The 21,560-nt window shown below is 63.0% G+C and carries 22 protein-coding genes; 13 read left to right on the top strand and 9 right to left on the bottom strand.

Features of this window, described 5'->3' with window-relative positions:
- Positions 1-32 precede the first annotated feature (32 nt).
- Both E3O65_RS11510 and E3O65_RS11505 read right to left on the bottom strand, forming a co-directional pair.
- Complete coding sequence (locus E3O65_RS11510; RefSeq protein ID WP_134363850.1) at positions 33-701, bottom strand: GAP family protein; 669 nt, start codon at positions 699-701, stop codon at positions 33-35.
- Positions 698-1,231 carry a TetR/AcrR family transcriptional regulator gene (locus E3O65_RS11505; protein WP_134363849.1) on the bottom strand — a complete coding sequence of 178 codons (534 nt, stop codon included), beginning with the start codon at positions 1,229-1,231 and terminating at the stop codon, positions 698-700. The genes E3O65_RS11510 and E3O65_RS11505 overlap by 4 nt, the downstream gene beginning before the upstream one ends.
- A 629-nt stretch (positions 1,232-1,860) precedes the next feature.
- On the opposite strand from E3O65_RS11505, the gene E3O65_RS11500 reads away from it, so the two are divergent.
- Both E3O65_RS11500 and E3O65_RS17610 read left to right on the top strand, forming a co-directional pair.
- Entirely contained in the window at positions 1,861-2,106 is a 246-nt protein-coding gene (locus E3O65_RS11500) for a hypothetical protein (protein WP_134363848.1), read from the top strand.
- Between the two features lie 557 nt (positions 2,107-2,663).
- Complete coding sequence (locus E3O65_RS17610; protein WP_422386418.1) at positions 2,664-2,864, top strand: three-helix bundle dimerization domain-containing protein; 201 nt, start codon at positions 2,664-2,666, stop codon at positions 2,862-2,864.
- A 51-nt stretch (positions 2,865-2,915) separates the two neighbouring features.
- On the opposite strand, the gene E3O65_RS11495 is transcribed toward E3O65_RS17610, so the two are convergent.
- Complete coding sequence (locus tag E3O65_RS11495) at positions 2,916-3,383, bottom strand: nitroreductase/quinone reductase family protein (RefSeq protein WP_198411643.1); 468 nt, start codon at positions 3,381-3,383, stop codon at positions 2,916-2,918.
- Positions 3,384-4,297: 914 nt separating this feature from the next.
- Between E3O65_RS11495 and E3O65_RS11490 the strand changes: the two genes are divergently transcribed.
- Together E3O65_RS11490 and E3O65_RS11485 are read left to right on the top strand one after the other, a co-directional pair.
- Complete coding sequence (locus tag E3O65_RS11490) at positions 4,298-4,957, top strand: GNAT family N-acetyltransferase (RefSeq protein WP_134363847.1); 660 nt, start codon at positions 4,298-4,300, stop codon at positions 4,955-4,957.
- A 319-nt stretch (positions 4,958-5,276) separates the two neighbouring features.
- Positions 5,277-6,239: a trypsin-like serine peptidase gene (locus tag E3O65_RS11485; RefSeq protein WP_241985581.1), complete on the top strand. Its 963-nt coding sequence runs from the start codon at positions 5,277-5,279 to the stop codon at positions 6,237-6,239.
- Between the two features lie 282 nt (positions 6,240-6,521).
- On the opposite strand, the gene E3O65_RS11480 is transcribed toward E3O65_RS11485, so the two are convergent.
- The 4 genes from E3O65_RS11480 to E3O65_RS11465 form a co-directional block, all read right to left on the bottom strand.
- A complete protein-coding gene (locus E3O65_RS11480; protein WP_134363845.1) occupies positions 6,522-6,995 on the bottom strand; it encodes a hypothetical protein in 474 nt (157 codons plus the stop codon).
- Between the two features lie 882 nt (positions 6,996-7,877).
- Positions 7,878-8,384, bottom strand: coding sequence for a hypothetical protein (locus E3O65_RS11475; RefSeq protein ID WP_134363844.1), 507 nt, complete (start codon positions 8,382-8,384; stop codon positions 7,878-7,880).
- Positions 8,385-8,490: 106 nt separating this feature from the next.
- Complete coding sequence (locus E3O65_RS11470) at positions 8,491-8,793, bottom strand: putative quinol monooxygenase (RefSeq protein WP_134363843.1); 303 nt, start codon at positions 8,791-8,793, stop codon at positions 8,491-8,493.
- 149 nt (positions 8,794-8,942) lie between these two features.
- Positions 8,943-10,352, bottom strand: coding sequence for an aminotransferase-like domain-containing protein (locus E3O65_RS11465; RefSeq protein ID WP_134363842.1), 1,410 nt, complete (start codon positions 10,350-10,352; stop codon positions 8,943-8,945).
- Between E3O65_RS11465 and E3O65_RS11460 the strand changes: the two genes are divergently transcribed.
- A complete protein-coding gene (locus tag E3O65_RS11460; RefSeq protein WP_134363841.1) occupies positions 10,351-11,346 on the top strand; it encodes a DMT family transporter in 996 nt (331 codons plus the stop codon). The two genes, E3O65_RS11465 and E3O65_RS11460, sit on opposite strands and share 2 nt — an antisense overlap.
- A gap of 164 nt (positions 11,347-11,510) precedes the next feature.
- On the opposite strand, the gene E3O65_RS11455 is transcribed toward E3O65_RS11460, so the two are convergent.
- Complete coding sequence (locus E3O65_RS11455) at positions 11,511-11,900, bottom strand: hypothetical protein (protein ID WP_134363840.1); 390 nt, start codon at positions 11,898-11,900, stop codon at positions 11,511-11,513.
- A 638-nt stretch (positions 11,901-12,538) separates the two neighbouring features.
- Here E3O65_RS11455 and E3O65_RS11450 point away from each other — a divergent pair.
- The 5 genes from E3O65_RS11450 (at position 12,539) to E3O65_RS11430 (ending at position 16,370) form a co-directional block, all read left to right on the top strand.
- A complete protein-coding gene (locus tag E3O65_RS11450; protein ID WP_134363839.1) occupies positions 12,539-13,027 on the top strand; it encodes a hypothetical protein in 489 nt (162 codons plus the stop codon).
- Positions 13,028-13,352: 325 nt separating this feature from the next.
- Positions 13,353-13,736: a hypothetical protein gene (locus E3O65_RS11445; RefSeq protein WP_134425994.1), complete on the top strand. Its 384-nt coding sequence runs from the start codon at positions 13,353-13,355 to the stop codon at positions 13,734-13,736.
- A gap of 105 nt (positions 13,737-13,841) precedes the next feature.
- Positions 13,842-14,270, top strand: a complete 429-nt coding sequence (locus E3O65_RS11440; protein ID WP_134363837.1) for a GNAT family N-acetyltransferase — start codon at positions 13,842-13,844, stop codon at positions 14,268-14,270.
- A gap of 435 nt (positions 14,271-14,705) precedes the next feature.
- Positions 14,706-15,023: a hypothetical protein gene (locus E3O65_RS11435; protein ID WP_134363836.1), complete on the top strand. Its 318-nt coding sequence runs from the start codon at positions 14,706-14,708 to the stop codon at positions 15,021-15,023.
- A 540-nt stretch (positions 15,024-15,563) separates the two neighbouring features.
- The gene (locus tag E3O65_RS11430; protein ID WP_134363835.1) at positions 15,564-16,370 is read left to right on the top strand and encodes a helix-turn-helix transcriptional regulator; all 807 of its coding nucleotides are present in this window, start codon (positions 15,564-15,566) and stop codon (positions 16,368-16,370) included.
- A 39-nt stretch (positions 16,371-16,409) separates the two neighbouring features.
- On the opposite strand, the gene E3O65_RS11425 is transcribed toward E3O65_RS11430, so the two are convergent.
- Positions 16,410-16,754, bottom strand: a complete 345-nt coding sequence (locus tag E3O65_RS11425; RefSeq protein ID WP_277870389.1) for a non-heme iron oxygenase ferredoxin subunit — start codon at positions 16,752-16,754, stop codon at positions 16,410-16,412.
- A gap of 129 nt (positions 16,755-16,883) precedes the next feature.
- On the opposite strand from E3O65_RS11425, the gene E3O65_RS11420 reads away from it, so the two are divergent.
- Genes E3O65_RS11420 through E3O65_RS11410 form a run of 3 tightly spaced genes read left to right on the top strand, consistent with a single transcriptional unit; the run spans position 16,884 to position 21,151 of the window.
- Positions 16,884-17,222: a DUF2249 domain-containing protein gene (locus E3O65_RS11420; RefSeq protein ID WP_134363833.1), complete on the top strand. Its 339-nt coding sequence runs from the start codon at positions 16,884-16,886 to the stop codon at positions 17,220-17,222.
- A 30-nt stretch (positions 17,223-17,252) separates the two neighbouring features.
- A complete protein-coding gene (locus tag E3O65_RS11415) occupies positions 17,253-18,497 on the top strand; it encodes a hypothetical protein (RefSeq protein ID WP_174722298.1) in 1,245 nt (414 codons plus the stop codon).
- Between the two features lie 35 nt (positions 18,498-18,532).
- A complete protein-coding gene (locus E3O65_RS11410; protein WP_241985582.1) occupies positions 18,533-21,151 on the top strand; it encodes a multicopper oxidase domain-containing protein in 2,619 nt (872 codons plus the stop codon).
- The last annotated feature ends 409 nt before the right edge of the window (positions 21,152-21,560 follow it).

The following is a 21,560-nucleotide window of genomic DNA, read 5'->3' as shown; positions in this document are numbered from 1 at the left end:
TCGCTCAAACTCCTGGAAAAGGGGTGGTTGCGTTAGTTGAAGGCCCAGAGGGGCAGGGTCCCGATGACAAGACCAAGCATCATGAGCGTGAATGCCCAGAGAAGCGACGCTGGGACGGCTCCGGTTCCAAGCCTATTCGTGATTCGGGCCAGGAGCGTTCGGGTTGGTTGGCGCGAGAGCAGGCCAATGACTAAGAGCAGGAGACAGGGTATGCAGTAGATGACCGTATACCCAACGAGCACCAGGAGCGCTTCACCCGTGCGGGCTTGTGCGTCGAGGAGCCTCTCGATAGCGATGAAGTAGGGGAACGCGTTGGGCAGATCGGCGGCGGTGAGCAGTGCGCCAAAAGGGAATGCAGTCCATGGGGTGAACCAGGCGGGCAATTCGATGGGCTTTCGAGGTCGGGTTCGGAAGCGTCGAACGCCAGCGATGACCACCGCGACTCCCGCTGCCCCGAAGGCGACGTAGCGCAGCGCCAGCACAATGCCTCCTACAGCGCCTGCGGCAGCACTAGCACCGAGAAACAGCGCTGCACCAGCCGTGAACACGGTTGTGGCCGCGCCGAGAATGGTCACCAAAGCCGTTAGCCCGGACCGATTGGGTGCGGCGAGCAGGATAAGTGCGACGGCGACAATGGTCGCCGGATTGAACGCGTCGAGGGCCGCCAAGCCGGCAATCGCGCCGAGTAGCGCCCCATTCATTGTTGTGACGCACCAATGGGTCGAGGGATCAGGGCGTCGAGGAGCGTGTCGAGTTGTGCCGAGGTGGGGGCAGGCTCTATGCCGGCGATCATGTTGGCGGCGAGTCCGTCACCGACTAGGCGGATCACCCGCGCGCGCGTGGCGTCGCCCGTTTCCTTCTGGATCATCGCCTCCCACCGAGAGCCGGCTTCCTGTGCGGCGACAGCGACGTCATCACCCGGCGACTCAACCGCACGGTGCGCGATCACTAATGCTCGGAACAGAGCCACGTCGTCACCCGTCGGGACAGAAAGCCTGAGCCAGACCTCCGCAGCCCGGCCATCGATGGATGCCGCACGCATCGCTGCGTCGAGCTCCTCCAACGCTCCTATGGCCAAGCCCTGCACGAGCGCGGCGCGGGAGGGAAAGTAGTGGATGAGACCGCCTTTTGAGACCCCAGCAGCACTCGCGGTGTTGTTCAAAGACGGCACAATACCGCGCTCGAGAGTGAGGTTTCGGGCTGCGTTAAGAATAAGTGTCCGACGATCCATGGAGTTACCCTACATGAGAACCGACCGGTCGGTCTGACAGCGGATTCTGGCCGACAGGGGGGAGTCTACCGGCGCAGCCATAAACCCTGATCTCCTCCGACAACCGCGTTTTCGTGGCTATCGCGGCCCTTTCGGCCCTCGTCGGCCTCCGTCCGTCGCTCATTCCTAAGCGCACCGTCTTCAGCCCCGCCGCAGCGCGACGATGGGGAAAACGGGTGGGCGGCCGTTCCCCAGTCACCGACAACCCGTGGGCAGCGGTGGGTCGGCTCAGCGAGCAGGTGTGGGTGGTTTCCCGTTCCGCAGCCGAGATCGATCCCGGAGGGTGGACGCGTAAGAGGAGTGAAGGTTCATCATCATGGGATGCACATGCCGGGAGTTCAGTCCCACATTCACAGATGGGGCCGGGACCATCAAGACAGAGAGTATGGGCCTTATGAACGCGGGTGTCGGACACATGTCGCTCACGGCTCGTCACTCCGAATCAGGCTCAAAACTGAATCACTGGGTGTGAACGACCGAGGAGTTGTTAGGGCGCCTGACCAGCCCGTACAGAATCCCGTTCTTCTCCTTCTCGCTACGAAGTCGCAACCTGTGACCGGTACCATCCTCGAAGCCGAACGAGAGGAATCGTGATGATCACTGGTCGATTGCACACTCGCAGCCGAGACGATATCCGGGTGGTTGCCCTGTCGAAACGTGAATGGAGGATCAGCGATGGTCGGATTGCGACAGACGACGGTCTTTCGCTCATCGGTTTCATCGATGAGAACCACGGCGTCTACGAGGTTATGGAGTTCGTCGATCCCGTCGAATATGCCCGCTTCGGGAATCTGGAACGTGCAATCATGCATTTCGTCACTTCGCGTCCGGGATAGGCGCAGTGACGCACAGAGGCTGACTTCTTCTTCGTCGAGGCTGGCTGGCGGTCTGGGAAGACTGTCGTAAGATCACGGTCGACCTGGTCCGCACTATCCAACGCACACCACGGGGCTTCGTCGTGCAGAACAATGAGACGAAGTTGATCGGCAGCTTCGACTCGATCCCGAGCGCACTGGCACGGCTGCACGAAGTGGCCCGAAGGATTGACGGCTGGTCCGTGAGCGAGCCGTCCTGACCCCGGTGATCCCGCCCTGGCGCTGGCTACAGCGACTGCGGGTGTAAAGCCCGTCGGCGGTGAACAGCCGGCAAACTACGGCGGGTCCAGTTGGGTCGAAGGTTGCCGGCAACAGAGATTGACCGGTTGTTTTGTGCGGACCAGCAGCTACGGTCGCTCGTCGTGCCGCAACTATAACGATCGGAATCACAAACATTCACAACGCCGGTTCGTCGAGGATTATCTGCACGAGCGTCGTGATCAGAATCGGCAGGCTCGTCAGAAGGATGTATATGAGAAAGCCCGCATTGATACGGAGCTCTCAACGGTGGGACAATAATGCTTGTGAATCTTGACGATGAATTGCAGGCTGTCGACAAAATAGTGGATCGACTCACGGAACGATTCCCCAATCTGCCGCGATCGAGCGTTGAAAGAGCTGTCCGTGAGGAGCACGAGACGTTCTCCGGTCGCCCGATCCGTGACTTTGTTCCCGTGCTCGTCGAACACGGGGTCAAGGAGCGCTTGCGTAAGCAGTAGACAGCGGTTCAAATAATTTGTGTGCGCAACGACCAGTGACGCACTTGACCCCTAGCGGTCATCCCGAATATTGAACACCGGGAAGTCGGCTGCAATGGCCTCAAAGGCGGCGACCGGCCCCCACGGATCGATAGGGATGTGTGGTCGGGCGCCGGGTGCTTGCGCCAGGTAGGCCTTGAGAATTGGCGCCCGCGCATCCGCCGGAACCTCTCTGAGGATCACTGAACGCCTTCGCCCCGCGTGGATGATGGCTTTTCCACCTGCGGCCCGCACATTGCGAACCCACCGCGAGCCCTGTCCCAGCATCGATACCGCGTACTCACCGTCCTCGTAGCGGGCAACCACAAGCGGCAGGGTCAGCAGGGTCCCCGACTTCGGATTGACAGTCTCGAGAGTCACGGCGCCGTGGCCGACGATACCGAGGGAAAACACGATCGCACTGATCCGGTTCAGAAAACGGGCCCACCGGTTCGGGCGCCCACCCGCGTACATGCGCCGCAGCGACGCATCACGAATCATAATTCATCGCCCCGGGTATTGAAGCGGGTGACAGGCACGAATTCGGGCATAAGCGATAAGCCTCTCCGGTCTTCAGACCGACGCCAGCGCTGCGGGTGCGTCACCTGGGCGAGTCGACAGTACCACTGCGACTGTGCACAACCATGGCCCGGAGACAGCCGAGACGACGCGCTGAAGGTAACGGAATGCCGTCGCCTGCAAAGCAGCGCTTGTGATTCGCGGCTCAAACGCAGCGGTTTTGCTACCCGTGGAGACCGAGCGTGTCGGGTGCTTCGTTGGACGCGGTCCCGGCCCTCACCTGCCTGGCGTCGATCTCGTCTCTCCAGGTGGACGCCGCGAGAGTGCGTTTCGTGGGTAAGTTCAGATCACAATCTGTTGCGTTGACGTAATGCGCAAGAAAACAGCGGCCTAGAACACGTACTCGGAATCACACTCGTACTCTACGAATGAAACCTCCTCTGGCGAGGTCAGCTCGCTGGAGGCCGTGAGAGTCTGCCTGCGACCGTGGAGATAGGCGACCGATTCCGAGGCGTTCGGGTGTCCAGACGTGGATTCTTCCGGAACGCTGATGAGTTCGCTGCCTGGGTCGAGTCCATATGCACGACCATCTCGTGGCCGTCGTTGCTGACCGCAGGTAGTGCGTGGCTTGAGGCCGTCAGGCGCTGTGACGCCTAGAAGTTGACGACGGCATCCGGTTTCCCATACCGTGCGAGGCGCACGTGCCGCTGACCGCGAAGTTACGTGTGGGGGTGGCGTTGCTGCCGGGTGTCATCGTGCTGGTGAGGTTTGTGGCCCTGCGGGGGCGACGGCGATGACAGGGCGGTATTCGAGCCTCCACCTGACTACCCGCGGCACGACACTGCCGGAAAACCTGTCGAATCTATTCGAATTGCTGGGTGCCCTAGGGTCGAGGCATGGAACTCTCGGTAACGCCCACGCTTACTGGATCGCTCGTGACCCTTGAGCCCATCTCCCTCAATCACGTGGCTGAGCTCAGATTAGCGGCCGGTGAGAGTGACCTCTGGCGTTCGTGGTACACCGCGGTGCCGCACCCCGACGCGATGGCTGAAGAGGTTGAACGCCGACTCGGTCTCCAATCTGTGGGACACATGCTGCCCTGGGCGATCCGACTTGTGTCCACAAGGCAGGTAGTCGGAATGACGTCATTCATGAACCCGAGCGACACTGGGTTGCGGCTGGAAATCGGTTCGACTTGGCTGGCCACAAGCGTTCAGGGAACAGGGGCGAACCGGGAGGCCAAGCTGATGCAGCTCACCTATGCCTTCGACGTCCTGCACTGCATCGCAGTGGAGTTTCGCACTCACTGGCACAACCGCCAATCGAGGAAGGCGATAGCTGCATTGGGTGCGAAGGAAGATGGGGTGCTTCGCAATCACTCCATTGGCCCGGACGGTGCGCTACGAGACACTGTTGTCTTTTCAATTATTGCGAGTGAGTGGCCCGCCGTGCGCGTGGGACTCCAACACACACTGGATGCAGGACGAGGACATCAGGCAGGGCCGACAGCACGACAGTCACAGTCCGAAGGTGTTGAACCGGTGGCGAAGGGGTAAACAAACAATCGAGAAGTCGTCGCCACTGGGGACACACGTCGGAACTTCTGAATCCGCGAGCTGAGAGCAGTTCGAAGCCGGCGCGGTCCGGCGGATCAGCGCGAGTACTGCGACCTGCCGCCGCGAACCCGTGTCCTCTCAAGCGCCGACTAGTGTCCCGGCCCAGGGGAGGTCCAGTGTTGAATCACGCTTGAACGGGGGTGCAATGCGCAATTCAGAGAGTTCTTCGGGATCGACGGCGTATTCACAGCGCCCTGTTCACTCGCGTTACCACCGGCGATAGGTCCGGCGGATTCCATCGATGACTGGAGTGAAGACTGTGAACAGAATCAGAATCAGGTCCGGCGCCCTCGCGGCCCTCGCCATCAGTGCTCTTTTCGTGACGGGCGGTCTCGTGACGTCCGCATCAGCCGGTGCATCTGCAGCGACGCAGTCGACGGATGTCGATAGGTGGGTCGTCCCCGAGACCCGACAGGGGGGCGAATACTGGACGGCCGAGCGAATGAGGGCCGCAACTCCGGGCGACGTGCTGGTCGGCGACAACGTCGCATCCGCAGGCCGAAGTGACGTCGAGGTGGGGCAAGAAAAGAAGGTGGCAAAGCAATCCCGTAATCCGAAAGTCACACCGACGGCGACTCAGCAAACACCCGTCGACCACATCGGCAAGGTGTTCTTCACGCTTGGCGGGAGCGACTACGTGTGCTCGGGCAACGCAATCTCCGCGCCCAACGAGAGCACAGTTGCGACAGCCGGCCACTGCGTGAACGAGGGCCCGGGGGCATTCGCATCTCGCCTGGTCTTCGTTCCGGCCTACGAGAACGGTGCTGCACCTTTCGGACAGTGGAACGCGACGGAACTCTACGCTCCGACCCAGTGGACGTCGGGCGGCGACATCACCTATGACACTGGATTCGCGATCGTTTCTTCTCCTACGGGGGCAACCCTGAGCGACACGGTCGGTGCATCGGGCGTGGCCTTCAATGAGGGCCGAGGGCTCACATACTCCGCCTTCGGCTACCCCGCCGCAGCACCGTTCACCGGAAACACCCTGCAGTCCTGCTCCGGCGTGGCTACGGACGACCCGTATGCCCAGTCGGAATCGCAGGGCATCCCCTGCGACATGACTGGAGGATCATCCGGTGGCCCGTGGTTCATCGGCAGCGGTTCAGCCGGCTATCAGAACTCGGTCAACAGTTTCGGCTACAACAACGTCTCGAACACCATGTTCGGGCCGTACTGGGGATCCGTCATTGAGAGTGTCTATGACGCCGCGGCCGCCTGAACCTGACCCGACCCACGAATCTGAGGCCGCGCCCGTCGCCCACCAAAGTCTCACGGCGAACCCGTCGGACGCCGAGTGGGACGACGACCGGATGTGCGCGGCTCGACTGCGAGCGATTCGTCTCAATCCAGATGGCACGCGGGTTCCAGAAGACGCACCGGCGCAATCGAAACCGCCGAACACGCAGTAGAAGCACCTGCGGGGCGGGGACCGCCGGATACCTCGGTATGCGGCGGTTCGCCCTTGCCGTCGACGCTGGATGCGGTCGGCACAAGTACGACCTCACCTGGGTAGCAGTTCTGGTTCAGCGTTCTCCCATGGATGCGCGATCAGGAAGGGGATGAGGCCGTACCCCATCAATGCCATGAGAAGCAGGGGCCACGCACCGACGTGCGGTTCGGTGCTGGTGCTGGAGGTGATGACGGATCCGGCAACTAGCAGCCAGGATCCGCACGCCAGCCCGGCCGCGAACCCGCTCCACAGAAAAATCTTGCGGCGCCCGGCGGCCACGCCCTTGTGGAGTGCGAAGGATGCGACGAGGGCTGAACCGAAGCACACGGAGGCAAAGAGAACGATCGCGAACCCTGTCGGCCAGGTCGAACTGACCCCATCACTGTCCCACTGACGTGGCAGTTCGGTTGGAAGCTCCGCACGCCAGTGAAGCCAGGTCGTGACGACCACGACGAGAGGGGCGCACAGCGTGACGGCAGCGATGACATCACGCGCGCGTGCTTGGCCGAAGCTGTGTGCATCCATAGCTAGCTTCCTTCAATCAGGTGACAGATCTCCAGCTGTGACAGTCCCAATTTTCGAGCATCGGTCAGGAACTGTTCGGCGAGTTCGGTCAACCGCACGAAACCGGGTTCGATGTCCTGGCGGACCCAGGACGCAGAATCGGCACCACATGGTCGACGTTGGTGAGTCCTGGGGGAGTCGCAGTTGGATCCCTCCGCGGGGTTCCTCCCGCCCACTACCGTCCGTGGCCAGCGTCTCCCTGACCGTCTGTGGATGTGTTTGCGTCCAGAAGCGCGCTCTTGCGCCGTCCCCATCGGATAAAGAACGCCAGAGCCACGATCATCCCAGCCATGAGGAAAACCTGAACGACCACCCATACGTTCCACCATGCCAAGGAAACGAATTCCATTCCGACCACCCCTCGACTCGTGGGCATTCGATTGCCCTATCTAGCGCGAGCCTACGACCCGGTGGCTGTTCAGGGCAACGCTGTGCCGGTTGCAAGCTACGGCAAGCGTGTCCCAGGCCGTTCGTATCGTGGAAGCCGAGATTTGATGCCGGGGTTCAGGTCGCCAACGGCATGGAGAATCTGCCGGCAGCTCTCTGGGTCTCGCACCTCGACGCCGCGAGACGCGAGTTTCACTATTTGGTCTTCGAGCGACAGGCACTTCTTGATGTACTCAGTTACGAGCCTCCTGGCCTATTGAAAATCAGCCCGAGCCGTGAGGCGAGCGGGCTGGTCGTGATGAGTTCGCCGTACCACAGCCAGCCCGCAGCGACTTTGAAACGGATCGGCGCAGCTCGTCCCTTCAGAGTCGTGATCCCGAAGCCTCGACGGTTCCCAGTGCCCGGACGATTTTCTTGGAGCAACCTTTGGCGCGCTGGTGCAACGGTCGAGGGAAGTCACATTTCGGGATTGACAATCAGGAAGTCGCCGAGCTTCGTCCACCCGACCGGGATGATGTCGTCGGCGACCACGACTCTGGCGCTGCCCGTCCCTGAGCTGCCAACCCACAAGTGAGTTGCATTGACATCTGATGCGCAGCTTGATGCTGCGCCCTCCGACGGGTTGAAGATCACGAGACAGTAGCCGGGTGCCCCGGAGGCCGGATCGATGTGCTTCGTGAGGAAGTAGCTGACGCCAGCGAGTTCGCCGACGAAACGGCTGGATTCGGGATCGCTCGTCGCATCTTCGACCCCGGATGGGAGCACGTCATCCGGGCCGCTCTCAGCAGCCAAGAAGCTTCGGATCTCAGAGATCGAATCATCGGCTGCGCATCCGGTAAGGACCAGAGCCGCCATGCAGATCAGTGCGCCCGCCCGAACCCTTAGACGAACCATGCCCACGCTCCAGTCCTGTTGCGTGTCCCGACGGTACCGTGTCGCGGCGCCAAAGATGATGACATCCACGGCCGGTTCTTGGCCCGCGCGGGCCGGAGCCGCGTTCGGAGAACGAACGGTTTCTGGGACGGCTGAGGAGCTCCGACGGTGGAGCGTGCGCGTGGAGCTCTACGGTTCAGTCGCGTAGTGGTGATCCGACGACGTTGAAGCGAAACCCGCCAAAAGCGCCGGACAGAAGCGGCCGTGCGGTCGCTATGGATGCTTGGACCTCGGGCAAGGCGAGCGAAGCTTGATGCGCTTCGGCGCTGTCCCATAGTTCCACGACGAACACCGTGTCGAGGTCGTCGTCGCTGACCCCTACCTCATACGCCAGGCAGCCGATCTGTTTGAGGGTGTCGCTGCGCTGGGTCAGATGAGCAACCAGCTCATCACGTTTACCGGGGACGACACCGAGTGTTCCCGCGTTTGCGAAAGTCATGGCACAACCCTACCCAGCGCCCGAGCATGCCGATGCTCTGTCTTTTGGCAACCCCTATGGGAAGGCTGAGACAGCAGTCCCGCGGTGGCACCAACTATGCGCGGTGCTCTCCAGCTGGCAACGCTCGCGGGCCGCGGGCGCGGGCACCGTCAGTGGTTGGACAATAGGGCTTGACCGATGATTCGGGCTCCGTCGGGAAATGCGCCTGGGCTCGGCCCGGAGTAGTTGAGCCTGATGAAGGGGCCGGTGGCCTCGGCCGGGAACCAACTCGAGCCGGCCGCGATCAGGACCCCGCTGGCTTCACAGTCTGCGACCAGCCGCTCGAGGTTCGTCCCATCCGGCAGGCGCGCCCACAAATTGAGACCACCAGCCGGAACCGTGGTTATGTGGGCGTCGGGTGCATGCTCGCGCAGACTCGTCAGTAACAGATCTCGCCGGGCCCGCAGTTGCGGGCGAAGGTTGCGGAGGTGGGTCTGCCAACCGGGCTGGGTGACGACGTCGAGTACTGCGGCTTGGAGGAGTCCGCTGACGTACATCGATTCGGCGCTGCGGTCGGCGAGAATGCGTTTCCTGGCGGGACCGCGGGCAATTATTGCCGCCACGCGAAGGGACGGCGAAACGCTCTTCGTGAGGGATCGCACATAGACGACATGGCCGGTGTCATCCCGCGCGGCGACAGGATGCGGGTCGGTATCGATGCCGAAGTCATGGGCCCAATCGTCCTCGACCAAGAAGGCGCCGTGCGCCCGAACGACGTCGAGGATTTGCGTCGTGGTGGACTCTGACCACTGTGCGCCAGTCGGGTTCGCATAGGTGGGCTGCGCATAGAAGACGCGCGAACCAGTTTCCTGGAACGCGCGAGCGAGCTCGCCGGGATCGGGGCCCTCGGGTCCCGATGGAACCGGGACGACGTCGACCCCGGCTTGAGCCGCAGCCTGAATCGCGCCCCAGTACGTGGGCGATTCCAGCAGAAGAGGCGCTCCAGCGGTGACCAGGGCACGGAAGATCGTGGCCAGCCCACTTTGGCTTCCGGGCAGCACGATGACATCGCTGGATAGGGGTGGAGTGATGCCGATCGGTGTCGCGGAGCCGAGCTCCTGAGCAAACCAGGACTGCAGCTCCGGAAGGCCCGCGACGGGTGAACGCGTCAGCGCCGCCTCGCTTCGGGCCGCGCGACCCAACGCTGACCGGACCAACCGCTCCGGCAACAGCTCTCGGTCGGGATACCCGGAATGCAGAGCGATGCTTCCCTGCGGAGCGGCACGTAGCGCGGGGCTCAACCCGCCAAGGTGACTGTTCGGGGAACGCAAAGCCGTGGTCTGCCAGCTGAAGTCGAGCGGACGAGCGGTACGCACGGCGCGAACGAACGTGCCGGCACCGGGCCGGGTTTCGATCAGGCCCTGCGCCACGAGTGTGCGCAGTGCTTTCTGCACCGTAACCGGGCTCGCCCCGTATTCGGCGACGAGCATCCGGCTGGTGGGCAGCCGGGCGCCCGGCGCGCGGGCGGCGATCCACTCGCGAAGTGCGGCCACAATCCGAAGACTGCTATCGTTATCCATGTCAGATCATAGTAGCGCTATCAAGCGGATGCCCGCTCCGCTATCATCGTCCCGAAGTGGCTATGCCTGGGGGCTGCTCGGCGTCGCCGCGTTTTCCTTCACCGTTCCCTTCACTCGCGTCGCCGTCGAGAGCATGTCCCCACTGTTCATCGGCTCCGGTCGCGCCGTCATCGCTGCCGTGCTTGCCACGGCCGCCCTGATCATCACCCGGCAACACCTTCCGCGCGGCAACCAGTGGCTTCGCCTCACCGTCGTCGCGGGCGGCGTCGTCGTCGGGTTCCCCCTCCTCACCTCATTCGCCCTCACCACGGCGTCAGCCAGCCACGGCGCCGTGGTCATTGCGCTCCTTCCGGCAGCGACCGCCGTCATGGCTGTAATCCGCGGAAGGGAGCGACCACTACCGCCGTTCTGGATCACGGCCGCACTCGGGGCGCTGGTGGCTGTGGCTTTCGCGTCGCTGCAGGGTGGCGGAGGCATCCGCTTGCAGTGGTCGGACCTGCTTCTTTTCGGTGCCGTCGCGGCCGCCGCCATCGGCTATGCCGAAGGAGGCCTGCTCGCGCGGGAGATCGGATCCTGGCAAACCGTATCGTGGGCCCTCATTCTGGCCGCGCCCCTCATGGTCGCCCTGATGACAATTGCTATCGTCGATCGGCCGCCTACGGGCACGCTCACCCATTGGGCGGCGTTTGCCTACCTCGGAGTGGTGAGCATGTTCCTGGGATTCTTCGCCTGGTATCGCGGACTCGCCATCGGGCCCATGGCCCAGGTCAGCCAGGTGCAACTCACCCAACCTGTCCTCAGCATCCTCTGGGCTGCACTCATACTCCACGAAGAGCTCACTTGGCAGACCATCATCGGCGGCATCGCGGTCATCCTCTGCGCCGGCCTCGCCGTTCGAACACGTAGGGGGCGCGTCAGACTCACACGCTCCGCCGAGGATCGTGCAGTTCAATCATCATCAATCGGGGCGATGTCCAGCACCCACCTCCCCTAAGGGGAATCCTCTCCGGGTTGCACTATCTGGGTGGCCATCACGCCGTGGGCTTGATCGCTAACTGGCGTCGTTCTGTGATCGTTCTGCGGCGGGTTGAACTCACGTAGGCCGATCTCTCAGGGGTCGATCATCCGTGAGCCCACGCTAGCCATGGCGGCTCAGTTTTACCAGGCGGTCAGGCTCGGCACCGGCCAGAACGGCATGTACTCATTCCAGCCGAGAAGGAACGAGAATCCGAGGTGAATCAGCGGCGACGAAACCCCGGCCAGGAGGATATAAGCCAAAGTTCGAAGCAGCGAAAGACGGAACATCACAGGCACGGCAACCACCGTCAGCGCGGCCGGAATCGGATAGTAGATCCACCAAGGTAAGCCGAAGACAGTCGCGCCGTATTTACCGAAGAGCATTCCACCGACGACGACGACGACTGCCACCGGGAGGACGGCGAACAGCCGGCGCCTGAAAGTGGTCGTCCCCAGAATCAATCGCAGAATACCCACATAGAGCAGTAAGGTCGCGACAATCATAATGGGAAAGTGCCATTCGGTATTCACGTACCAATGATGACAGTGCTGTGTGGAGGGTTTGACATCAGCTCCCAAAGGGGCGAAGGCGGCCACTGATAGTCCCGGTCGCATGGGCCACGAGCAGGGCCAGGTTTTGTTGGTGTCCGGTATTCGAACTCTGAGCCACCAGCCGCCGCACCCACGTCGGCGACCAGCAGTCCTCTCGACACTACGGAGCCCCCGCGGAATTGTCTGCGTGGCAGCTGGACATGATCGCTTGCCTCGAAGATCTGGGCTGGGAAGCGACTGGGGGTGTGTCGAGGGGCACGGTTGGTCCACGCGTTGAGTTGCCCGACGATGACTCTGCGCAGTACGGCGTTGCGGTGGAAGGTTGTGTTGAGCACCTCGACGCGGCGAACTATCGCCGTGCGTTGGCAATCTAAGACGAGCGCTGCTCACGACGTCCGTTGGCCCTTGTCGCAGAGACCCGCACAGATCAGCGGGCCGTGAGTGCGGATTCCACCCGACCGGACACTTTGGCCCCCTTCCAATCCGGCAACCACGCCAAGACGTCCTGACACAGGCCGTCGACCGCCGATACCAGGTACTGGGGCATGGGCGAGGACACGCGGGGCACTATCGAGCTAACAGGTTCAGCTGCGCCTAGGTTGTCGGTGGGGGAATCAATGAAAAGCATCGCTTCATCAGTTACCGTGATTGTGGCCATAGCCGCCGCGCTGACGCTCACCGGATGTGCGGACGCGGTGGGCGCTGCGCCGGTTGTCACCCCGTCGCAGTCTGTGTCAACGGCGGCCGGGCCGACTGCCACGCCGCTCACCTCGGCTCCGCCGACACCGGCGTCCCTGGACCAGCTGCACCAGGAATACACGGCATCAGGATTATCTTGTGAGTGGGTTGTCACAGAAAACGTCATGTCCGGAACAATCGCATCCGGTCGTTGCACTGACAGCGAAAACGGCATCAGCACTTTCGCCACCCAGGCAGACGTCGACGCTCTTCTCAAACTCAACAGCGACAGCATCGAGCCCGGTCTCTTCCTTGTCGGGACCAGGTGGGTCGTCGGTAGCGAACATCCCCAAGACCTCGTCAAAGCCCAAACGACCATGGGCGGAGACCTATGGCCAACAGACTCCGCCTTCTTCGTTGACCAGTAACACCGATAGTCCAACAGAGCGGAAACACGGCTCCCAGCCGAATCACCACCTCGAACGGGCACTCCCCGCAATCGCTGCTTGAGGGTATCTGCGACCGCCGGTCTTGTTGGTCCGCTGGTGGCTATCTGGGTGGGGGTGCCAGCGGATTCACCGGTACCTATCAACGGATGCCCGGTAGCGGGACGTCCACGGACGCAGATTCGCCACTAATTCGTCGAAGGTCCGAAGTCTCCGGGGAATGGCGTTTGGAAACCCTCTGCGGTCACGTCCCGCGACTTGAGGAGATAGTCCCGTCAGGCGCCTGGGACTGTGGTTGCATGGCCGAATGGAAACGAGGGTATGGGCGGTTACTGCGTTGTGCGGGCTGGCACTCTTCATGGCATTGCCTCCTGCTGTGGCGATATACGCGGTTCGCGATCCAAGCTATTCATGCGTTGTGGATGAACTTCCGGCGTTGCGCGAGAGCGTAGACCCCGGAGAGCCGATCGTTGGCCGGATCACGTTGATCCCGCTGGGGCTGGAGTGCGAATTCACGTCCATGACCGGGAAGGCGATGACCGTGAAACCTGATCTGGTGTTGACCGCTATGCTCGCCACTTCCGCTGCGTTCGTTCTCGCGGCTGGCTTGGTGCTGGTCCAGGGGAGCAGCCGTCGGCGAGTCCTTCTGGATGCAGAGAGACACCGGGAAAGTCTTAGCGAAACGGTCTAGGGCTAGCTGCACCCACTGAGCGCGAAACGAACGACGGGCGGGCATACTCCTTGCGACACGGCGATTGGTCGGGCGCAGTCCGCTCAAGACCGATTAGATGGTTGGATGGATTCGAATTATCGGTTCTCAGCCGACGTTGCCGATATAGACCGTGACCAGGTGCACCGTTGGATCAGCGAACAGTCATATTGGGCGCCCGGGAGATCACGTGCCCGGCAGGATGCGGCCATAGACGGCTCACGGAACTTCGGCGTCTATGACACCGAATCGAACAAGCAAGTCGCCTACGCGCGGGTCGTCACGGATGGAGTGACTTTTGCATGGCTGTGCGATGTGTTCGTCGACCCTCGGGTTCGAGGCCGCGGCATTGGCTCTGTCCTCATCGCGGGAGTCTTGGAGGAGGTCGAGCCGCTTGGTCTGCGGCGCATCGCTCTCTCGACCAACGATGCGCACGGCTTGTATTCCAAATCAGGGTTCACCGCTTTGGGTATCCCCGAGACGTGGATGGAACGAATCGGCAACCCCAGCGCCTAGTCACCAGCAGACCTCGAATCAAGAATTCGCGTATTCCCGCCTCATGGAGGCATATAAGTACTGCGAGCTCCGCAGCGGCCCGCTCGATCCCGGCTTGGACGAGCGCCGTCGCTGCCTACTCGCGTGCCGCTGCTGCTGACCTGCTGACCTGCTGACCTGCTGACCTGCTGACCTGCTGACCTGCTGACCTGCTGACGGTGAGTCTCCACCGAAAATATCATCCGGTCGACGCCGCGAACCTTAGTCATCCACAAAGATCTTCTCCATCAATTCACTTTGCATGAGCGCAACCCCCTCGAATCCAGCACGTGTGTGCCTGCTTCCACCTCAGAGAACGTGTATGCGTACACTGTCCGATCGGCCCATGCGTAGTCGCTTGCAAAACCCAATGGATCGATGCGATCGTGTGGAATAACAGGTGGGGGAGGGTCGACGGTGAAACTTTGGATTATTGGTGTGGCAGGCGCACTCGGCTTGAGCATATTCGCCCTGCTCGGGGTCTATGTTTACGTCGATATAGGTTGGGCCCGCGGTGAACAGTGGGCCAGCCTGAATGGTCCTGAACCGATCTGGCCGGCGGTTGTGGGCTTCGGAGCCATGTACCTCATCCCGATCAGCGCTCTGGTTATGATCCTCCTCGTCGGTGTCGCAATCGCGCGCTCGTATCTGCCTGGATCATCTGCCGATAGTGAACGATCTCCGATCGATGGCGGCCTGGCTAACACCGGACACGGCCCGGTTTCGAGCCCATGAACGGGCGCGAACGTCAGGGCGAGGCCATCCCCGTGCGAACGGGAGAGACGACTCCGCGGTCGCGCCCCACCGAGAGACACAGCCCGCGCCGTTTCCTCTTCGATCGATGCAGAAGCGCTGGTGGTGAGCCGGTCGATGAGCGCGAGTATATCGTCCGGCGAAATGTTTCCACACGCAGTGGTTTGTCGGCCTTTGCCCGGGAGCTTAACACCCAGAAGCGTTTGCGTTCTATCGCCACGACCTGGGGTCGGCTCGGATGCCAACGCGCCGCGGGTGAACATCAGCGGCACGCTGACGGCACATTTCGGCCCCGGCGCACACCACGGCAGGAACAGTCAGCCAACGCGAGTTGGTCACGCATCCAACGGGGTGTCGGCTAGCCCGGCATAGGGCCGGCGGTTCGAAGATTCGACGGGTCTGTCTTGTGGTGAATGCCAAGTCGCTGGGCACTGACGGCTGCTCGCCCTGTCCAAGATGTGTCACGTCGACTGGTGACCACAAACTCACCACGCTTTAACCGTACGCTGCTACTGTAAACGCATGGTTACGACCACGCAGAACGACGCCCATCATGCCGCCCTGGCCAGTGAGCCGCGCCGTCGTGCACTGGCTCTCCTGACCGAGTCTGCAGTGCCCCTCGACGTCGGCACGGTTGCCACGGCGCTGGGACTGCACATCACCACGGCGCGCTTTCACCTGGAGCACCTCGAGACGGCCGGGCTCGTGCTACGCCACATTGCCAGAGCCGGGCGGCGGGGACGCCCGCACGTGCTTTTCAGCGCGATCGCGGCGCCGCTACCGACCGAAACCGCCCAGCAGCAGCTCACGGAGGCCCTCGCCGCAGTGATCGCCGAGGACGACGACGGAGGCCGTGCTCGAGCCGTGCGGGCCGGCGAACGCTGGTCGGCGCAGTACGCGGCCGTGGCGGATGCCGTGATCCCCGCGGAGCCAGGTGCCGGCAAGCCCGGCCCTCGCGAGCAGGCCACTGACGGGTCGGCCACCCGCGTACCGGTTCCCGTTGCGCCGGCCACCCAAGCATTCGGCACCGATACGCCTGCCGCCGACGTGGTTCCGCCGCTGCTGCGTGTGCTCACAGAGATCGGCTTCGCGCCCGAGTTGCAGGCTGGCAAGGGATCCATCGTGCTGACCGGGTGCCCGTTCCGGGCGGAAGCGAAGGAGAATCCCGCCGTGGTGTGCTCAGTGCATCTGGGCCTTATGAAGGGCCTCGCGCGGTCGCTCGGCCACGACGGCGACGACATCCGTTTGAGGCCATTCGTGCAACCGCACCTATGCATTGTGGAGTTGCCGTCGGACTGGACCGATGCGCCGGAAACCATCCCTGGCTGAGCCGAAACTCGGCCGAGCCGCATCGAGTGTGAGCAGAACCTAGCTCGAGGCCCGGTAGGCCGACATGTCGACCTGGTTGTTTACGTCGACGTAGACGTCACCGTCCACTATCGTGACCTGGTAGACCGGAACCGGTTCGGACGCCGGCAGAGTTCGGGCCCGACCGGTGGAGAGTTCGAACCGGCCGCCGTGAGCCCAACACTCCAGTTCGTCGCCTTCCACGAAGCCGTCCGACAGGGAAATGTCGGCGTGCGAGCACATGTCGCCGAGCGCGAAGCAATTGCCGACACTGTCTATTACCAGGGCTATCGCCACGCCGTCGACCATTACCCTGATTGCCTCGCCGAGCCCAAGCTCGGATTTCGCGCACACCCTGGTTGCCACTTGATCCTCTTTTCCACCGCTCGATTCCGACTCCGGCATTCACCACCGGGCGATCGTCTTGGTTAAAAGGATACATATCATCTAAAGTAATTCCTGAGGGTCATCCGACCCGGCCAGAAGGAGAAAACCATGACCGTCGAACCGATCAGCCTGTCCTCCAGCCGCCCCGGTGCCGTCGATGCCGAGGCAACCATTACGGCTCCAGACGGACATGCCTGCGCTTGCGGTCACGAAGACACTGGCAACATCGTCTTAGATTCCCGCCCGATCCCGCATGCAATCCGGCACGCGGCAATTTTCGGTGCCCTCGGCTCCATCAAGCCTGGTTTCGCCCTCGATCTGGTCGCGTCACACAATCCGTTGCCACTGCTCGGCCAGCTCGAGAGCAACCGCCCCGGCGAGTTCCTCATCTCCTACCTCGAGAACGGTCCTGAAACCTGGACCATTCGCCTCACGCGCGCTAGCTAAGCCCAGCGTCAGCCCGACCTGATTTCGTCGATGAACACCCTTAGTCCACTTCGCCGCGCCGGCAGCGCCGCGCGCGGCACCGGGGCGACGGTGCGGCCTAACGTCTCCGGGCGACTTCTCTTTCTGCTACTGGGCGGCATCGCACTGCTCGCCGGTCTCAACGGCGCCCTGCAGCTGCTCGGCCTGGCCGCCCCGGTCGACAGCAGGCGCTTGACCGAGGTGCACGGCCCGCTGATGGTCTTCGGCTTCGTCGGCACCGTTGTGGTGCTCGAGCGAGCCGTGGCCGTGCGACGTGGTTGGGCCTACCTCTCGCCCGGCCTACTCGGTACCGGCGGCATCGCACTCATCTCTCCGCTGCCCGTGATCGTGGGTCAGTGCGCCCTGATCGGCGGCTGTGTCATGTTACTGGCCATTTACGCCGAGATTTGGCGCAAGCAGGCGGCGATCTCCACTGGTGTCCAGGTGCTCGGCGCGCTGGCTGGTCTGATGGCCACGGTCTTCTGGCTGCGCGGAATCGGCATCCCGCAGATCGCACCGCTGCTCATTCTTTATCTCGTGCTCACCATCGCCGGAGAGCGCCTCGAGCTCTCCCGCATTTCGCCCACTGTCGACCATCGGGCCGAATCGTGGATGCTCGGCATCGGCCTGGCCCTCTGCTTCGGCGCCGTCGTGGCCCTGATCTGGCCGGTCGCCGGCCACCCCCTGCTGGGCGCCGGGATGCTCGCGCTGGTGGTCTGGTTGTTCAATCACGACATCGCCACCCGAATGGTGCGTTCCACCGGATTGCCCCGTTTCATGGCTAGCTGTCTGCTGGCCGGATACGGCTGGCTGGTTGTTGTCGGCGGCATCTGGTTGCTGCAGGGCCCGGTGTACTCCGGCCCCGGCTACGACGCCATGATGCACGCGGTATTCCTTGGATTCGTGGTGTCGATGATCATGGCGCACGCGCCCACCATCCTGCCGGCAGTACTGCGGCGACCGCTGCCGTACCGTCCGATCATGTACCTACCGGCGGTGCTGCTACACCTCTCGCTGCTGGCCCGGGTGTTATTCGGCGATGCCTACGGCTTGCCGGCGCTGGTGCAGTGGGGTGGGGTGTTCAACATCGTCGCGGTGCTCCTGTTCGTCGTGATCGCTGTCGTTTCGGTGCTGCTCGGCAACACCGCACAACCGGCCCGGAGCGTGCCGCGCGGGCCCGCCACGCCGAAGAAATCCACTGTGCCAACCGATCCCACCACCGCGTCATCATCGCTCCTGAAAGGGTCGCAGCCGTGAAAATAAGACGCAGGAACATAATCTCAGGCATCCTGGTGCCCGCCTGGTTAGCCGCCACGGTGGTCGCCATTTTCCTGCACCGCATAACGCCCGCGGCCGGTTGGCTGATGGTGCACATCCTTCTGCTCGGTGCCGTGAGCACCGCTATCCTGATTTGGAGCCAGCACTTCGCTGACACCCTGCTGCGACGCAAGGCCTTCGGCAACAAGCTGTCGCTCGGGCTCCGCCTGACCGTGCACACAGTGGGCGCCCTGACTGTGATGACGGGCATGGTCCTCGACACCTTCCCACTCGTGCTGGTCGGCGGCATCGCGGTGGGTCTGAACGCGCTGGCCCACGCCGTCGTAATCGTGTCGCAGTCGCACGGAGCGATGCCCGGCCGGTTCGCCCCGCTCGTGCGCTACTACGTGGCCAGCGCGGTTGCGCTGGCGGCCGGCGTAGTCCTGGGCATCCTGATGGCCCGGCTCGACGGAGGCGGTGAGGCCTACGAACGCCTCTTCATCGGCCACCTGGCCCTCAACCTGCTCGGCTGGGTGGGGCTTACCGTGATCGGCACGAGTGCACTCCTGTGGCCCACGGTGCTGCACACCCGGATCGAGGGTGCCACCGTAGCCGCCGGTCATACCCTGTCGGTGCTCCTCGGAGGCCTCGTCCTCGTCATGGTTGGTTGCGCGGCTGACCTGCGACTGATCGCATCGCTCGGCATCCTCATCTATTTGGCCGGCCTTGGCCGGGTGCTCTGGGAGGCGGTCGGCCAGCTCCGTCATGCGCCCGCCCTCACGTTCGCCGCTTGGAGCCTCGGCGCCTCGCAGGTCTGGTTCGCGCTTTGCACCCTCGGCTTCGGGCTGCAGGTAGCCCTCGCCCCTAGTTGGACCATCGCGGCCTCCGGCGTCGAAACCCTGGTGCCCTACTTCACTGCCGGCTTCGCCGCTCAGGTTGTGCTCGGTGCCCTCTCCCACCTGATCCCGGTGGTGCTCGGCGGCGGTCCAGCCGCGATCAAGGCCACTGCGGCCGAGCTCGACCGGGGCGGTCTATTCCGGGTTCTGGTCGTCAACGGTGCTCTCGTCCTGTCGCTGCTTCCGGTCTCGAGCATCCTCAAGGTGATCCTCTCGATGCTGATCGTGGTCACCCTCACCAGCTTCCTGGTGTATTTCACCCGCGCACTGTTCACCAACAGGCGGGTGCGTGCCCTCCCGCTGGTGCGCATCGCTCCGGGGGAGCGTGCACTACCTGCCGCTAGGCCGCGCCAGACCGGGCGGATGCTCGCGGCCGCGGGCGTTTTGCTACTCACGATGACCGTCGGCATCGTCGCCGACCCGACATCGCTTGGCCTCGCCACGGGAACCCCGGCCGGGACATCCGGTGCCGCGAGCACCGGGCACACCACCACGGTCGCCGTGGACATGGTGGACACCCGGTTCGTGCCTGACCGCATCGAAGTTCCCGTGGGCGACGAGCTCGTGATCACCCTCACCAATAGTGACGACATGGCGCACAACTTGGTGCTCGAATCCGGTGTGGTGTCCGGGTCGATCGCCGCGGGAGCGAGTGAAAGTGTGGCCCTTGGTGTGATCGGTGCGAGCATCGAAGGCTGGTGTTCGATCGCCGGCCACCGATTGCTCGGTATGGAGATCAGTATCGTCGCTGTCGGTGGAGCATCGGGCGATTCCGCCACGGCCGGCGACAGCGACAGCACGGCGATGCACGACAGGGAAGGCATGTCCACCGACGACTCCGACCGAGGGCTGGTCGCCGGCGAGACCTCCGCTGCGGAGGACCTCGACCCGATGGCCGAGCCCGGCACCGATTTTGAGGCAAGGGATGCGACGTTGCCGCCCGCCACATCCGCCACCGTGCACGAACGCACCCTGGTCGTGCGGGATGTTCAGACCGAAGTGGCCCCGGGCGTCACCCAGACGCTATGGACCTTCGACGGTGCCGTGCCCGGCCCCACCCTGCGCGGAAAGGTGGGTGACGTGTTCGAGATCACCTTGGTGAACAAGGGAACAATGGGTCATTCCATCGACTTCCACGCCGGTTCCATTGCGCCGGACGACGTGATGCGCACCATTCAGCCCGGCGAAAGCCTTGTCTACACGTTCACCGCTACCCGGTCCGGCATCTGGTTGTATCACTGCTCCACAATGCCCATGTCAATGCATATCGCCAACGGGATGTTCGGCGCCGTCATCATCGACCCTCCCGGCCTGGCCGAGGTCGATCGCGAGTACCTCGTCGTACAGTCCGAACTGTACCTCGGTGCCAGGGGTGGCGAGGCGGACGCGGCCAAGGTTGAGTCGCAGACGCCGGACCTGGTGGTCTTCAACGGTTACGCCAACCAGTACGCCGCCCGCCCACTCCAGGCCAAAGTGGGCGAGCGTGTGCGGATCTGGGTGCTGGATGCCGGGCCGAACGTGGGCAGCGCCTTCCACGTCGTCGGCGGTCAGTTCCACACCGTCTTCAAAGAAGGCGACTACTCGCTGACAGAAGGCGGCAGCACCGGAACCGGCGGTGCTCAGGTACTCGACCTTGCCGTGGCGCAGGGCGGCTTTGTGGAGCTTGACTTCACCGAGGCTGGTCACTACCCCTTCGTCAGCCACATCATGTCGGATGCCGAGAAGGGTGCCCGCGGCGTCCTCGAGGTACTGCCCTAGGCAGCGATGGAGTCGTTGTCCTGAACGCCGAAGATTTTCCCGTCCGCGCGTACAGGCCTCGGGCCGCGCGTACAGGCCTCGGGCCGCGCCGCCCAGACCGAGATCCTCGGGCAGTGCCGTCACCACGGTGATCTGAACCCCAGCACCGTTGCTGCGGTGCAGAAAGTAGGCGGTGGCGACGCCACTGATTCCGGCGCGAACGACGGTCACGCCGGTGAGTTCGGTCTGCAGTTGTTCTAGCTCTCATTTCCTTCATGTCACTGGGGAGATCAGGGGGAGCCTTCATCGTCGTCAAGCAAAAATGCGATTAGAAAGCACGATAGTCCTTTATACCCACTAGCCTTGACACGATGCTGTACCCCATTCGGGGAATTGTCAGGCAACAGGAAAGGGGCCCATCCGTGGTCCG

The organism is Cryobacterium breve (genome assembly GCF_004402375.1).
Taxonomy (GTDB): Bacteria; Actinomycetota; Actinomycetes; order Actinomycetales; family Microbacteriaceae; genus Cryobacterium; species Cryobacterium breve.
Note: the sequence above shows the minus strand (reverse complement) of the source record. Positions and strands in the feature narration are given on the sequence as shown.